This window comes from Streptomyces sp. NPDC048643, from assembly GCF_040650615.1.
GTDB lineage: Bacteria > Actinomycetota > Actinomycetes > Streptomycetales > Streptomycetaceae > Streptomyces.
Genome location: NZ_JBEZHO010000022.1, coordinates 62,290 through 77,048, shown reverse-complemented (window position 1 = coordinate 77,048; position 14,759 = coordinate 62,290). Strand labels below are relative to the sequence as shown.

Sequence of the window (14,759 nt, the reverse complement as noted above, 5' to 3'; positions counted from 1 at the left end):
CCGGGCCGTCTCACCCGAGCCGATGAGACGCTGACCGGTACAACCTGCCTGGGCCGCTCCGCCGAGCAGCCCAGGCACTTCGTGACGACCTGTTCGAGCCGTCTCAGACGGCCCCGGCGCCGGTGAGCGCGCGGACCTCGATCTCGGCGTGCTTGGCCTCGTCCGGCGGTTCGTGCGAGGTGACCGTGCCGAGCCAGCCCGCGATGAAACCGAGCGGAATCGAGACGAGCCCGGGGTTCTCCAGCGGGAAGTACTGGAAGTCCACACCGGGGAAGAGCGATCCGGGACTCCCCGACACCACCGGGGACAACAGGACGAGCAGCAGCGAGGGCACGAGTCCGCCGTACACGGCCCACACCGCGCCGCGGGTCGTGAAGTTGCGCCAGAACAGGGAGTACAGCAGCACGGGCAGGTTCGCGGACGCGGCGACCGCGAAGGCGAGACCCACCAGGAAGGCCACGTTCAGATCGCGGGCCAGAAGCCCCAGGGCGATGGCGACCACGCCGATCCCGACCGACGCCGCTCGCGCCACCGCGACCTCGCTGCGCGGCTTCGCATTCCGTCGGCGCATCGAGGCGTACAGGTCGTGCGCCACCGCCGCCGAGGACGCCAGGGTGATCCCGGCGACGACCGCGAGGATCGTGGCGAAGGCGATGGCGGCGACGATCGCGAACAGAACCGTTCCCCCCGTGGAGTTGACTCCGCCGCCGAGGTCGAGGGCCAGCAGGGGTACAGCGGTGTTGCCCGCCGCGTTCGACCCGCGGACCGCCTCAGGACCGACGATCGCCGCCGCGCCGAAGCCCAGCACGATCGTCATCAGATAGAAGCCGCCGATGAGTCCGATCGACCACACCACCGAGCGGCGGGCGGCCCGGGCCGTCGGCACGGTGTAGAAGCGCGACAGGATGTGCGGCAGCCCGGCCGTCCCGAGCACCAGCGCGAGCCCGAGGCTCATGAAGTCGAAGCGCGCCGTCCAGTCCCCGCCGTACCTCAGTCCCGGCACGAGGAATGCCGTGCCGTGCCCGCTGCGCGCCGCGGCGGAACGCAGCAACTCGTTGAAGTCCCCGTGGAAGCGCACCAGGACGAGGACGGTGAGGGCGACGGACCCGCCCAGCAGCAGAACCGCCTTGACGATCTGGATCCACGTGGTCGCCCGCATCCCTCCCATCGACACATAGATCACCATGAGCGCGCCGACCCCGATGACCGTCCAGTTCCGCGCCGCCTCGCTCGTGCCTCCGAGCAGCAGCGAGACCAGGCTGCCCGCGCCCACCATCTGCGCCACCAGATAGAGAACGGACACCGTCACGGAGGAAGTTCCCGCCGCGATCCGCACCGGCCGCTCGCTCATGCGGGCGGCGACGACGTCGGCGAGCGTGAACCGGCCGCAGTTGCGCACCAGTTCGGCGACCAGGAACAAGACGACCAGCCAGGCCACCAGGAAGCCCACGACGTACAGCAGGCCGTCGTAGCCATAGAGGGCGATGAGTCCGGTGACGCCGAGGAACGACGCGGCCGACATGTAGTCCCCGGAGATGGCAAAACCATTCTCCATCGGCGAGAACAGCCGCCCGCCGGCATAGAACTCCTCCGCCGAACCATGCCGGTTGCGGCTCACCCACGTCGTGATGGCCAGCGTCACCGCGACGAACGCGCTGAACAGCAGCAGTGCCAGGGTCTGATGGTTCCCGCTCACCGGTCACCACCTCTGACGTTGCGCGTCAGCTCCTGGGTGTCCCAGCGCAGGTCCAGCGCGGCCCGGTCCCTGCGCAACCGCGCGTGCCGCGCGTACGCCCAGGCCAGCACGAACGTCGTGAGGAACTGCCCGAGCCCCGCGACCAGCGCCACATTGACCGCACCGGCCACCGGCCGCGCCATGAACCCCGGCGCCGTCGTCGCGGTCACCACATAGCCCACGTACCAGGGGAAGAAGACGGCTACGGCCGGGATCACGAACCTGCGGTACCGGCTGCGCACTTCCTGGAAGGCAGCACTTCGCTGGACTTCCAGATAGACGTCGGCGGCCCCGCCCGTCCGTCCTTCGTGCTCCGAGCGGGCGGGCGGCACGGCCGGAGCGGGTGCCCCCGTGCCGTCCAACTCACCCCAACCGGAAGCCAGCGCGTCGTACCAGGGGTCGTCGAACCGGACCTCCCCGGTGTCGCCGCCGTCGTGCTTCTCCACCGAACTCTCCTTGTCCGCGACCCGTTTCGGCCGCGTGCCCAAGGATGTGCAGATCGGGAAGATCCCGGACTCTTCTCTCCGCGCTCTTCACCCCATCAGGTGACTCAGCCCGCCGGTGGCCGTACGAGACCCTTCCCATAGGCGTAACGGACCGCTTGAGCGCGGTCCTTGAGCCCTGTCTTGGCGAAGAGGTTGTTGATGTGGGTCTTCACCGTGGCCGTGGACACATGGAGTGTCCGGGCGATCTCCTGATTGCTGAGCCCCTCGGCGATCAGCAGGAGCACCTCGGTCTCGCGCGACGTCAGCCCGTCCGGCGCCTCCGGCGGCGGGCCGGGCTCCGGTTGCGGATCCGACAGGCGCTCCAGCAGTCTTCGTTGCACGCTCGGCGACAGGCCGGCGTCCCCGGAGAGCACGCTCTCCACGGCCCGCACGATCTCGTCACCCCCGGCGTCCTTGGTGAGGTAGCCGCGGGCTCCCGCTCTGAGCGCGGGGAACAGCGACTCGTCGTCGGCGTACGTCGTCAGGACGACCACCTGTGTCCCAGGGTGCTCGGAACGGATGCGCCGGGTCGCCTCGACTCCGTCGCAGCGGGGCATCCGCAGGTCCATCAGCACGACGTCCGGGGCGAGTCTGGCCACCAGCTCCACCGCTTCGTTCCCGTCACCGGCCGCGCCGACGACCTCGATCCCGGGCAGGAGGCCCAGCAGCATCACGATGCCCTCACGCACGACCGTCTGGTCGTCCGCCACGACGACTCGGGCCGCCTTCCCGCCTTCCTCCCGCTCGTTCATACGGGCACCCTCAACGTCACCACGAACCCCTCCTCGCCCGGCCCGGCCTCCAGCGAGCCGCCCAGCAGCTCGGCACGCTCCCGCATGCCCAGGAGACCGTACCCGGCTCCCGAACCACTGAGCTCGCCCGGCTTTCCTCCCGAGTCCCGCACATCCAGGGTCACTTCGTGCTCGGCGTAGTCCAGCCGGATGTGGACCTCGGCGCCCGGAGCATGCTTGCGTACGTTCGTCAGCGCTTCCTGAGCGACTCTGCGCACCGCCTGCGACGCCTCCGCCGGCAACAGCTGACGTTCGCCCGTCACGGTGACGTCGGCGCCCTCATTGGTGATGACGAGCTCGCTGAGGAAGTCCTCGACCGGCGACATCTCACCCCGTAGCGCGGAGAGCGCCTGCCGGGTTTCCGCCAGCCCCTCACGCGCCATGCCCCGGGCCGCCACGACCCGTTCGAGAACCGTCTCCTGGTCGGCGCCTCTTTCGATCAGCAGCCGCGCCGCCTCGAGGTGCACCAACTGCGCGGACAGACTGTGGGCGAGCACGTCGTGGATCTCCCGAGCGATCCGGGCACGCTCCGCGAGCGCCGCCGACTCCGCCTCGGCCACCCGTGCCGCGCGCTCCTGAGCCAGCAGCCGCTGCGCACTCCCTCGCGCCTCCGCGTCGAGGCGCAGGACGTACCCGGCGAGGGCCAGGCCGGCAGTGGTGGCCGCTGTGGTCAGCCAGACGTCGTTGTTGACCGCCGCGAACGCGGACAGGGCCACAGCCGTGGCGGGCAGCGCGTACGCGAGGGGCAACCGTTCGATGGCACTGATGGCACAGCCGCACAGCAGGACGAGAGACGGAACCCGGAACCCCACGCCCTGTCCCACCGTCGCGATCGTCAGCAGCGCGGCGAGCAGCCCCAGGGACGGCAGCAAGCGGTTCTCGAGCGTGGTCTGCCAGAAGGCCCAGGCGAGAAACCCGCACACCACGATGCCCACGGCGCCTCCGGCGAGGGCCCAGCCGTTCAGCTCGGTGTTCGTGAGGGTCGTCGCGATCAGGATGCCGAGGGCGATGGAACGCGTGACGCGGCCGAGCACGCGGCGGGCCGTGTGCACGCCCTCGCGGGAGAGCGCCTCCCGGGAGGGCCATCGTGTCCACGCGTTGTCGGTCACACGCGCTCCTTCCACCGGGCCTGAGCCACGCCGTCACCGTACGCCGGGGCCTGCCCATAAGCCGTCGGCTGCAGGGACTGCGCCCGCCACATCACCACTCCGGCACGAACCAGCAGGGTGGCCGCCAGTCCGAGCATCAGGGCGGAGGAGTCCTGGTGCACGCCCAGCAACGCGCCGAGGCCGAAGAGTCCGCCCCGCAGGCATATCCCCCCGATCCAGATGGCACCGCTCGCCTTGGTGCTCTTGCTCCACAGAGCGCCGTCCGGCTCGGCCCATATGCGGGTCGTCCACGCCCAGCCGGTTCCGATCGCCAGTCCGATCACCAGCTCGGTACCCAGCAGCACAGACGCCTCGACCTGGTGATGCGGGTCGATCAGCCCGGGTTCGCGCAGAGCGATGAAGGCGAGAACGGCGGGCACGAGCCACCAACGCCTGCCCGTGCCGATCCGGCTGGCACGGAACTGGCGCGCGATCACCAGGACGACGACGGCGCAGATCACGACTGCGTTCATGAGCCCGGACATGCGCGGCCTCCGTGGACGAGGAGCGGATGTCGGCGGCGGGTGCTGCCGACATCCACGACGCTACGGAAATCGCCTGCTCAGCAGATCGGAGCACAGGTGGATCGCGGGTGGATCCTCCACGCCCTCGCACCTCCACCCACGGGTGGAGCCCCCGCCCCCGACCAGCTCACAGACTGACCGAGAGCCCCCTCCGCCCCTACCCGTCCCGACCTGGGGCGCCGCCCCAGACCCAGCTCCTCAAACGCCGGAGGGGCTGAATTTCCGAGCGCCGGAGGGGCTGAAATCCACGCACCCGGCCACGCACGGCCTGCAGACGGCGTCCGGCGGGAGGGGCCGTGCCGGTACATCAGATGCCCGTCGCTTACGCCCGGATCGAGCAGCTCCGCGTTGGTGAGTGAGGTCTGATCCAGCGGCGACGGGCGGATGTACCGGCACGGCCCCGACCCACCCACCGGACCGGAACCGCACCCGCACCCGCACCCGCACCCGCACCCGCACCCGGAGGGCTACGCGTCGATGCGCGACCGGTCCAACGTCGCAGCCGAGCTGGAGATGAACTCCTTACGCGGAGCCACATCGTTCCCCATCAGGAGGTCGAACACCTGCTCGGAAGCCTCCAGGTCGGAGATGTTGATCCGCCGCAGCGTGCGGAAACGCGGATCCATCGTCGTCTCGGCCAGCTGATCGGCGTCCATCTCACCGAGACCCTTGTACCGCTGGATCGAGTCCTTGTAGCGCACACCCTTGCGCTGGAACTCGAGCAGCGTCTCCCGCAGCTCTCGGTCCGAGTACGTGTAGACGTACTTGTCCTGCCCCTTCTTGGGCTGGCTGAGCTCGATCCGGTGCAGCGGCGGCACCGCTGCGAACACCCGCCCCGCCTCGACCATGGGCCGCATGTAGCGCTGGAAGAGGGTCAGCAGCAGGATCCGGATGTGCGCGCCGTCCACATCGGCGTCGACGAGAAGGATGATCTTCCCGTAACGCGCCGCGTCGATGTCGAAGGTCCGGCCTGACCCGGCTCCTATGACCTGGATGATCGCGCCGCACTCGGCGTTCTTCAGCATGTCCGTGACGGACGCCTTCTGAACGTTGAGGATCTTGCCGCGGATCGGCAGCAGCGCCTGGAACTCGGAGTTCCGGGCCAGCTTCGCGGTACCGAGCGCGGAGTCGCCCTCGACGATGAACAGCTCGCTGCGCCCCACGTCGTCGCTGCGGCAGTCTGCGAGCTTGGCGGGGAGCGAGGAGGACTCCAGGGCCGTCTTCCGGCGCTGGGCGTCCTTGTGCTGGCGGGCGGCGATCCGCGTACGGGCGGCGGAGACGGCCTTCTCCATGACGACCCGCGCCTGGGCCGCGGCGTCACGCTTCGTGGTGGTCAGAAAGGCCTTGAGTTCCTTGTTGACCACGTTCGTCACGATGCGGCGGGCCGCCGAGGTCCCGAGGACCTCCTTGGTCTGACCCTCGAACTGGGGTTCGGCGAGACGCACGGTCACGACGGCGGTGAGGCCCTCCAGGGCGTCGTCCTTGACGATGTCGTCCTCGGCGACCCGGAGCATCTTCTTGGCCCGCAGGACCTCGTTCATCGTCTTGGCCACCGCCTGCTCGAAGCCGGCGACGTGGGTGCCGCCCTTGGGGGTGGCGATGATGTTCACGAAGGACTTGAGGGTCGTGTCGTACCCGGTGCCCCAGCGCAGCGCGACGTCGACGCCGAGCTCGCGAGTGACCTCGGTCGGGGTCATCTGCCCGTGGTCGTCGAGGACGGGAACGGTCTCCTTGAAGCTGCCCTGACCGGAGAAGCGGAGTACGTCGCACACCGGCTTGTCACTGGCCAGATACTCGCAGAACTCGCTGATTCCGCCGTCGAAGCGGAACGACTCCTCACCCTTGCTGCCTCCCTCACCGAGCCCGAACTCGTCGCGGACGACGATGGTGAGCCCCGGAACCAGAAAAGCGGTCTGGCGGGCACGCTGGTGGAGGTGCTCCAGGGAGAGCTTGGCGTCCTTGAGGAAGATCTGGCGGTCGGCCCAGTAGCGCACACGCGTGCCGGTGCGGTTCTTGGGGATCCGCTTGATCTTGCGCAACCCGGTGGTCACGTCGAACGCGGAGTCGGGCCCGTCGGCCTTGAAGGCTCCGGGGGTCCCGCGCCGGAAGCTCACCGCGTGCGTGTTGCCGCTGCGGTCCACCTCGACGTCGAGGCGGGCGGAGAGGGCGTTCACCACGGACGCGCCCACACCGTGCAGACCGCCGGAGGCCGCGTACGAGCCGCCTCCGAACTTTCCACCGGCGTGGAGCTTGGTCATGACGACCTCGACGCCGGAGAGCCCCGTCTTGGGCTCCACGTCGACGGGGATGCCACGGCCGTTGTCCTTCACCTCGACGGAGCCGTCGTCGTGCAGGATCACGTCGATGTGGTCGCAGTAGCCCCCGAGGGCTTCGTCCACGGAGTTGTCGATGATCTCCCAGAGGCAGTGCATCAGACCACGACTGTCGGTCGAGCCGATGTACATGCCAGGGCGCTTGCGGACGGCTTCGAGCCCCTCAAGGACGAGCAGGTGCCGCGCGGTGTAGTTGGAACCGTCCCGGTCTGCTCCGGTCAGCAGCGCTGTGGACGGCACGGACGTCTCGGCGGTCACGCGGTTCGCTCCTCGCTGAATTTCAGATGGGACCCTTTTGGGTAAGGGCCCGGCTTCGGTTGCCGCTCAGAGGGTACCGAGGCCTGGTAGAGCCGTTGTAACGCCACCCTCGCACTAAACTCACACTAGTCCAGGGTCGTATGGGTGTTCGATCCCTCGATGGAGTGAAGTACATATCACGTTCCCTTCGAGGCATGAACCATTTAGGCTCCGGGCACGTCCTCAAGAACAACCGGCAACCCAGCCGGGAGGACAGACCCCCTGACAGACAGCGCGAACCCGTACAGACACGAAGACACGCAATACGGCTCATTCGCCGCCAACCGGCAGCAGACAACCGGCTCGAAAGAAAATTTCGAGGAAAAGCCGCGAGCGGGAACGTTTTCGGCCTGGTTGGATGTTGACCCTGGTACGACAGCTCGTCGAGCTAGAGAAGAGGCGACGTGACTACTGTTCTGACCCCCGCGAGCCCGCTGACGGCCGCTGACCGCTGCGACCGTTGCGGCGCCCAGGCATATCTGCGCGTCGTCCTCCTGAGCGGCGGAGAACTGCTCTTCTGCGCCCACCATGGTCGCAAGTTCGAGCCGGAACTCAAGAAGATCGCCGCTGAGATACAGGACGAGACGGAGCGGCTCACGTCCGCTCCCGAAAGCGTCAACGACGAAGAACACTGACCTTCGCATCAACGACGAGCGGGTGCCGGCGACAGGCCGGTGAGTGGGCGGTCGCTTCCTGGACTCCAGGGAGTGACCGCCCACACTCGTACCACGGGGCCTGAAGGCCTCAGCGAGCGGCTCCCAACGCCTGGGCGGCCTCCGATACCCGCGTATAGACGCCGGGGCTCCCAGGGCGCCCACAGCCGCTTCCCCAGGACACGAGGCCGATGAGGCGCCCCTGGGCGACCAGCGGGCCGCCGCTGTCCCCCTGGCAGGCGTCACGGCCGCCCCCGGGTTCCCCGGCGCACACCATGGACGCCGCGTCGTACGTGCCGTCCGCACTGCCCGGATACGCCCGCTTGCAGGCGTCGTCGGCCAGCACGTGCACGTCCGCCGCCCGCAGGCTGCGGGCGTAGTCGCCACCCCCGGTCGTGTCGCCCCAGCCGTAGACCTTGGCGGCCGTCCCGGCCTCGTACGCGGGATCCCCGGAGGGCGCCATGCGGATCACGGAGGCGGCGGGCAGTGGCTCGGAGAGCGTCAGCACGCCGAAGTCGCCGGAGTTCGAGTAGCTGTCATAGTGCGGATTGACCCAGATGTCGCTTACCGGGATCTCCTTCCCGTCACTGGCCAACAGGTCCCCGCGGCCGGCGATGACCTTCAGATCGCGCGCTTGGCGAGGTGGCGCGCCCAGCACATCACTGCCCAGACAGTGGGCGGCGGTCAGGACGGTGGTCGGGCCGATGACCACCCCTCCACAGAACTGTCCCGCGCGCGTACCCCCGAACCGGTCACGGCTGGACAGCGCGACCGTCCATGGACTCTCGGAGATCTGGACCGGGTAGCTGCCGACGACAACGCTGTCGACCGCTGCCTGGGCGGGGGAGGACAGCGGTATCACCGCTGCGGCGGCCGCAAGGGCCAGGACGGGGGCAAAGGGACGACGCATGCGCGCTCCTCACACTGGGATGACCATGGAACACCCACAGTGATCCAGCGGACACGGGCACGCACGCCGCGCACACACCGAGGGCCCGGCTCCCTTGCGGGAAACCGGGCCCTGGGTGACAGGCGGCAGAGGCCTAGTCGAGGTAGTCGCGCAGCACCTGGGAGCGCGACGGGTGACGCAGCTTCGACATGGTCTTGGACTCGATCTGGCGGATCCGCTCACGGGTCACGCCGTACACCTTGCCGATCTCGTCGAGGGTCTTCGGCTGACCGTCGGTGAGACCGAAGCGCATCGAGACGACGCCCGCCTCGCGCTCGGAAAGGGTGTCGAGAACGGAGTGCAGCTGCTCCTGGAGGAGCGTGAAGCTGACCGCGTCGGCCGGGACGACGGCCTCGGAGTCCTCGATGAGGTCACCGAACTCGCTGTCACCGTCCTCGCCCAGCGGGGTGTGCAGGGAGATGGGCTCACGACCGTACTTCTGGACCTCGATGACCTTCTCAGGGGTCATGTCGAGTTCCTTGGCCAGCTCCTCCGGGGTGGGCTCGCGGCCCAGGTCCTGGAGCATCTGGCGCTGCACGCGCGCGAGCTTGTTGATGACCTCGACCATGTGCACCGGGATACGGATGGTGCGGGCCTGGTCGGCCATGGCGCGGGTGATCGCCTGCCGGATCCACCAGGTGGCGTACGTGGAGAACTTGTAGCCCTTGGTGTAGTCGAACTTCTCGACCGCGCGGATCAGACCGAGGTTGCCCTCCTGGATGAGGTCCAGGAAGAGCATGCCGCGACCGGTGTAGCGCTTGGCCAGGGAGACCACCAGGCGGAGGTTGGCCTCCAGGAGGTGGTTCTTGGCGCGGCGCCCGTCCTCGGCGATGATCTCCAGCTCGCGCTTGAGCTTGGGGGCGAGCTTGTCGGCGTTGGCCAGCTTGTCCTCGGCGAACAGGCCGGCCTCGATGCGCTTGGCGAGCTCGACCTCCTGCTCGGCGTTGAGCAGCGGGACCTTGCCGATCTGCTTCAGGTAGTCCTTGACCGGGTCAGCGGTGGCACCGGCGGCGGCCACCTGCTGCGCGGGCGCGTCGTCCTCGTCCTCGTCGGACAGGACGAAGCCCTGGGCGCCGTCCTCGGTGGGCTCCTCGGTACCGGCCTTGGCCGGAGTCTCCTCGGTCGCCTCGTCGTCGCCGAGCTCGGCGTCGTCCTTCTTGGCGGTGGTCTTCTTGGCCGCGGTCTTCTTGGCGACCGTCTTCTTGGCGGCGGCCTTCTTGGCCGTCGTCTTCTTGGCGGCAACTGCCGTACCGGCGGACTCGCCCTCGGCCGGGTCGCCTGCGAGGGCGGCCGGAGCCGCGGTGGCGGTGGCCTTCTTGGCGGTCACCGTCTTCGCCGCCACTGTCTTGGTGGCGGTGCGCTTGGCCGGACTCTTCGCTGCGACGCTCTTTCGGGTGCGCTTGGGCTCCGCGGCACTGACCATCAGCGTCACACCCTCTTCCTCGAGGATCTGGTTGAGGCTGCGCAGTACGTTCTTCCACTGAGTGGCCGGAATCTGGTCAGCTTCGAAGGCCCGACGCACGTCATCGCCGGCGATCTGCCCCTCAGCCTTTCCCCGCTCAATGAGCGCCATGACAGAGACGGACTCGGCGATCTCCGGCGGGAGCGTACGGGATGTGCTGGCCGACACGAACAACCTCTCGGAACGTTGGAAAACGGCTTCCGGCCCCGTCCGCTGTGGACAGGAACCGACGACCGCCGACTTGGGGATGGGCCGACGGCGCGGGTGGGTGCCGGGGAGAGGGACAGCGCCATGAACGGCGTCTGTATTCCCTCCTCGAGTATCACCTCTTAGGTCATCGCGCTGCCCGGTTGAGCGTTACGCCCAATCTACGTGGCCCGAGTCACACCCCGTAAGCGCTCAAAAGAGGTCAGATCCGGTCGGACCAGGTCAGTCCATGGTCCACCACGCGGTCACACCGTCGGGACCCTGCCGGATCGGGGAAGGATCCGGCAGGGTCCCGACGGGAGATGGAGATGGTTTCGCCGGCCGATCGACGACCCGGACACGCACACACCCCGGACCGCGTCACCCTCGGTGCGCGATCAGTGCTCGCGCGGAGCGGGCACGACGCGCTCCACCTCGGGGTGGACGGTGAGCAGCTGCCGCATCGCCGTCTCGGCAGCCGTGCCGTCGGCGGCCGCGAGGCCGTCCACGATGCGGCCGTGATGCCCCAGTGAGGCCTCGGTCGGACGGTCACAGCCGGTGACCGGAGCTCCGGAGACCTGCAGAGAGGACGACACGATCCCCGAGAGGTGCTCCAGCATCCGGTTGCCCGCGAGCTGGATGAGCAGCGAGTGGAACTCGGCGTCGGCCCGCGAGAACGTGAGGGAGTCACCCTGCGACATGGCGTGGCCCATGATCTCGACCATGTCGCCGAGCCGCTGCTGGATGTCCTCGCGCCCGTGTCCGGCAGCCAGTCGCGCGGCGAGCGGCTCGATGGTCCAGCGGAGCTCGGCCAGCTCACGACGCTGGTCGTCCCGCTGAGGGCCGAAGGCGCGCCACTCGATGATGTCCGGGTCCAGAAGGTTCCAGTCGCTGACGGGACGCACGCGCGTGCCCACGTTCGGGCGGGCGCTGACCAGCCCCTTGGCCTCAAGGACGCGGAGCGACTCACGGACGACGGTCCGGGAGACCTCGAACCGCTGGCCGATCTCCTCGGGCACGAGCGGACGGTCCGCGCCGAGATCTCCGGACACGATCATCTGACCGAGCTGCTGGACGAGTTGGCCGTGCAGTCCGCGTCCGCGGCTGCCCGCGGCGCGCCGGCCCACGCGGCCGAGCTCGGGCTCGGCGCTCTCCCACACGGGGGCACTCACGCGGTCGACACCAGGAGCGTCGGCATAGGGGTAACGGTCGAGTTCGCCCGGGCCTGCCAGGCCGGAGTCGGAGGAGCGGGCGGCGGTCATCATGGTCTGCGCAAGGGTACTCACGGGTCTTTTGTCGGCGTCCGCCCCAACTCCCTTGAGGTCTTTGGTGAAAAGCACACGAAAGGGTGATCGCTCACCCCGTCGCAATTGACGCCTTATCGGAAAGAAATGGGCGTTCTTCGGGGAGTTGTGTACACAGCAGGAACGGAAGGGCGCGGACGGTCGTCACCGGACCCGGCTCCGCAGGGTCGTGAGCAGATATGCGCAGAGCAGAGCGGTCAGCGACAACGTCAGAGCTCCGCCCACAGGTTGGGCGAGGACCTCCACACCGGCCGCCAGATACCGTCCCCCGCCGAACGGCCACTGCACCAGAACCAGCTCCCGCAACCGCTCCGAGAACCCGGCCGCCGTCCGCACAGACGGCCCCTGCAAGACCTTTTGTACGAGTGGTACGACGACGATCGGCACGGCGAGAACGGCGGCGAGTCCGGCGGCGGTCGAACGGAAGATGCCGGCGGCCAGCACACCGGCCCACGCGCAGCCGACCACCAGGCCGATCCAACTGGCGCCGAGGGAGAGCCAGTCTGCGGGAACGCCCGTGAGCTCCCGTCCGTAGACGAGGTAGAGCATTTCGAGGTCGCATCCGACCGTGAGGACGGCGAGCAGCAGGGCGACGCCGGAGGCGACGAGGAGCTTGGCGGTGAGCAGTCCGAGCCGGCGGGGGACGGTGCCGCGGTCCGTGGCCAGGGCGGGGTGACGGAACTCCTCTCCGAACGCGAAGGCACCCAGCAGTCCCGCGCCCAGTGCGGCGGGCGGCAGCGGGAGTTCCAGCGGCCATGCGGCCAGCAGCCGAGCCTGAGGCGTGTGACCGATACGGGCGAGGAGGACGGACAGGAGGGCCGACGTGACGAGAACGGCCGCAGTGGCGAGGTAGCCGGTGCCGATCCCGGCGGATCGACGCAGCTCGTAGCGGAGGGGTCTCAGCGGACCCGGCGCGTGGCGAACCGCGATGGGGGGCGGGAGGGGCGAAAGGTCGTTCGCGGCCAGTGCTCGGACAGGACGCGACTCCTGAGTCGGGGGCTCGTCCACGTCGCCATTCGGCTGCTTCTCCGCCGCATCTGACGCCTGCTCCCCCGCTTGGGAGGGATTCGCGGACGTGGGCCCCATGTCGCCCACCTCGTCGGCGAGTTGGTGGACGAGGATGCCGTTCCGAAAGGCGGTCTCTCCGACGTCGGCACAGCTGCTGCCGTACACCGAGAGCCGGTTGCCTTCTTCACGCACCACTTCGACGGAGCGCTGCGCGGTGCGGGCTTCCTTGGTCAGGAGTGCGCCGAGCCGGGCGGCATGCGGGCTGCGGACGACCACGCGCGGGCGCAGCCGGGTGCGGGCGAAGTCCGCGGCCTCCTGGTCCGCGACGAGGCGCCCCTGCTCCAGAGTGACGACCCGGTCGGCGGTCCGGGCGGCTTCCTTGGGGTCGTCCGTGGTGAACAGCACCGTGCCGCCCTGCGACGCGTGGGCGCGCAGAATCCCGTGCAGCCAATGGGCTTCTCTCGGGGAGAGCCCGTCCGCGGGATCGTCGAGCACGAGGGTGTGCGGGTCGGACAGCAGCGCGGACGCGAGCCCGAGGCGGCGGTCCATTCCACGGGAGAGCGTGCCCAGCCGCTCGTCGCGGAGACTGCCGAGCCCCACCACTTCGAGCACGTCGTCCGCTCTGCGTACCGGCACACCGACGGCGGCGCACAACATGCGGAGTTGACCGCGGACCGTGCGAGCCGGATGGCCGGGCACCTCACCCATGACGACGCCGACCTCGCGCGACGGATGGGCGATCCGGTGCAGTGGCCGCCCCCGGAAGTAGGTGATTCCGCGGCCCTGTTGGAGTTCGAGCATCAGCTTCAACGCCGTCGTCTTGCCCGCGTCCGGGGCTCCGAGGAGCGCTGTGACTTGGCCCGCGCGCGCATCGAAGGACACGTCGTCAACGGCGGGCGGATGCTCCTTGCGGGTGTTGCTGGTCAGTCCGATGGCCTGGATCACCCAAAGCAAGATAGCGCGACATAAAGGAAATTCCGGGCACCATGCGGATCGTCCCGAACATGCTTCGCGGCACCTGCGTGCATGTCGAGGCGCCGGGACCCGAAACGGTGTGCGCTTCCTGCCCGTCAGACCTCGGGGCGCAGCATCGGCGGGTTGAGGAGCGTGGCACCGCCCGCGCGGAACAACTGGGCGGGGCGGCCGCCCTGGCGGGTGGTCGTGCCGCCGGTGGGGACCAGGAAGCCCGGCGTGCCCGTCACCTTGCGATGGAAGTTGCGCGGGTCCAGCACCACGCCCCACACCGCCTCGTAGACACGGCGCAGCTCGCCGACCGTGAACTCGGTCGGGCAGAAGGCGGTCGCCAGGGACGAGTATTCGATCTTGGAGCGGGCGCGCTCCACGCCGTCCGAGAGGATCTGCGCGTGGTCGAAGGCGAGGGGCGCGGCCTGCTCGCCGTCCCGCCCGTAACCACCCTGCTGGAGAAGCTCCTCGACCGGTGCCCAGCGGGCGCTGTTCGCGTCGCCGCCGGCCCGGGGCGCGGGCAGATCGGGAGCCAGTGCCAGGTGCGCGACGCTGACCACCCTCATCCGGGGGTCGCGCTTGGGGGCGCCATAGGTCGCGAGCTGCTCGAGATGCGCGCCGTTGTCCTGGGTGGGCACGGAGGGGTCGTGGGCACTCAGCCCGGTCTCCTCGACCAGTTCGCGCGCCGCGGCCTGGGCGAGATCCTCGTCGTCCCGTACGAAACCGCCGGGCAGTGCCCACCGTCCCTGGAAGGGCTGCTCCCCCCGCCGTACCGCCAACGCGCACAGGGCATGGCGGCGCACGGTCAGCACGACGAGATCCACGGTCACGGCGAAGGGCGGAAAGGCTGACGGGTCGTAGGGCATGCGGCGATCATAGTCGTCTGCCTGACGATAAACATCTCGTTCGTCAGCTCCGACC

At 69.1% G+C, this 14,759-nt stretch carries 12 protein-coding genes; 1 reads left to right on the top strand and 11 read right to left on the bottom strand.

Translation table 11 applies throughout. The annotated features are described in order from the left end of the window. Window positions 1-103: 103 nt before the first annotated feature. The 6 genes from AB0C62_RS22370 to AB0C62_RS22345 all read right to left on the bottom strand — a co-directional run bounded on the left by AB0C62_RS22370 (window position 104) and on the right by AB0C62_RS22345 (window position 7,274). Window positions 104-1,696: a cation acetate symporter gene (locus AB0C62_RS22370; protein ID WP_362975657.1), complete on the bottom strand. Its 1,593-nt coding sequence runs from the start codon at window positions 1,694-1,696 to the stop codon at window positions 104-106. Next, complete coding sequence (locus AB0C62_RS22365; protein ID WP_081219816.1) at window positions 1,693-2,181, bottom strand: DUF485 domain-containing protein; 489 nt, start codon at window positions 2,179-2,181, stop codon at window positions 1,693-1,695. Before AB0C62_RS22365 ends, AB0C62_RS22370 begins: the two co-directional genes overlap by 4 nt. Window positions 2,182-2,285: 104 nt before the next feature. Continuing rightward, a complete protein-coding gene (locus tag AB0C62_RS22360) occupies window positions 2,286-2,972 on the bottom strand; it encodes a response regulator transcription factor (protein ID WP_362975655.1) in 687 nt (228 codons plus the stop codon). Then, on the bottom strand, window positions 2,969-4,120 hold the full coding sequence (locus AB0C62_RS22355) for a histidine kinase (RefSeq protein ID WP_362975653.1): 1,152 nt from the start codon (window positions 4,118-4,120) through the stop codon (window positions 2,969-2,971). The genes AB0C62_RS22360 and AB0C62_RS22355 overlap by 4 nt, the downstream gene beginning before the upstream one ends. After that, window positions 4,117-4,644: a DUF1453 domain-containing protein gene (locus AB0C62_RS22350; RefSeq protein WP_362975651.1), complete on the bottom strand. Its 528-nt coding sequence runs from the start codon at window positions 4,642-4,644 to the stop codon at window positions 4,117-4,119. The genes AB0C62_RS22355 and AB0C62_RS22350 overlap by 4 nt, the downstream gene beginning before the upstream one ends. Before the next feature lie 506 nt (window positions 4,645-5,150). Further along, the gene (locus tag AB0C62_RS22345; protein ID WP_362975649.1) at window positions 5,151-7,274 is read right to left on the bottom strand and encodes a DNA topoisomerase IV subunit B; all 2,124 of its coding nucleotides are present in this window, start codon (window positions 7,272-7,274) and stop codon (window positions 5,151-5,153) included. 443 nt (window positions 7,275-7,717) lie between these two features. Between AB0C62_RS22345 and AB0C62_RS22340 the strand changes: the two genes are divergently transcribed. Then, the gene (locus AB0C62_RS22340) at window positions 7,718-7,948 is read left to right on the top strand and encodes a hypothetical protein (protein WP_081219811.1); all 231 of its coding nucleotides are present in this window, start codon (window positions 7,718-7,720) and stop codon (window positions 7,946-7,948) included. A gap of 109 nt (window positions 7,949-8,057) precedes the next feature. Here AB0C62_RS22340 and AB0C62_RS22335 read toward each other — a convergent pair whose 3' ends face one another. The 5 genes from AB0C62_RS22335 to AB0C62_RS22315 all read right to left on the bottom strand — a co-directional run bounded on the left by AB0C62_RS22335 (window position 8,058) and on the right by AB0C62_RS22315 (window position 14,704). After that, window positions 8,058-8,876 carry a serine protease gene (locus tag AB0C62_RS22335; RefSeq protein ID WP_362975647.1) on the bottom strand — a complete coding sequence of 273 codons (819 nt, stop codon included), beginning with the start codon at window positions 8,874-8,876 and terminating at the stop codon, window positions 8,058-8,060. A gap of 133 nt (window positions 8,877-9,009) precedes the next feature. Further along, window positions 9,010-10,545 (bottom strand): RNA polymerase sigma factor, encoded by a 1,536-nt coding sequence (locus AB0C62_RS22330; protein WP_362975645.1) that lies wholly within the window; start codon window positions 10,543-10,545, stop codon window positions 9,010-9,012. Window positions 10,546-10,961: 416 nt separating this feature from the next. After that, complete coding sequence (locus tag AB0C62_RS22325; protein ID WP_362975643.1) at window positions 10,962-11,849, bottom strand: FadR/GntR family transcriptional regulator; 888 nt, start codon at window positions 11,847-11,849, stop codon at window positions 10,962-10,964. A gap of 162 nt (window positions 11,850-12,011) precedes the next feature. After that, window positions 12,012-13,820: an ABC transporter ATP-binding protein gene (locus AB0C62_RS22320; RefSeq protein ID WP_362975641.1), complete on the bottom strand. Its 1,809-nt coding sequence runs from the start codon at window positions 13,818-13,820 to the stop codon at window positions 12,012-12,014. 125 nt (window positions 13,821-13,945) lie between these two features. Then, the gene (locus AB0C62_RS22315) at window positions 13,946-14,704 is read right to left on the bottom strand and encodes an NUDIX hydrolase (RefSeq protein WP_362975639.1); all 759 of its coding nucleotides are present in this window, start codon (window positions 14,702-14,704) and stop codon (window positions 13,946-13,948) included. Window positions 14,705-14,759 lie beyond the last annotated feature (55 nt).

Coding starts and splice junctions, on each gene's coding strand:
- AB0C62_RS22360 (WP_362975655.1), bottom strand. CDS start 2,972: ATGAACGAGCGGGAGGAAGGCGGGAAGGCGGCCCGAGTCGTCGTGGCG.
- AB0C62_RS22335 (WP_362975647.1), bottom strand. CDS start 8,876: ATGCGTCGTCCCTTTGCCCCCGTCCTGGCCCTTGCGGCCGCCGCAGCG.
- AB0C62_RS22350 (WP_362975651.1), bottom strand. CDS start 4,644: ATGTCCGGGCTCATGAACGCAGTCGTGATCTGCGCCGTCGTCGTCCTG.
- AB0C62_RS22315 (WP_362975639.1), bottom strand. CDS start 14,704: ATGCCCTACGACCCGTCAGCCTTTCCGCCCTTCGCCGTGACCGTGGAT.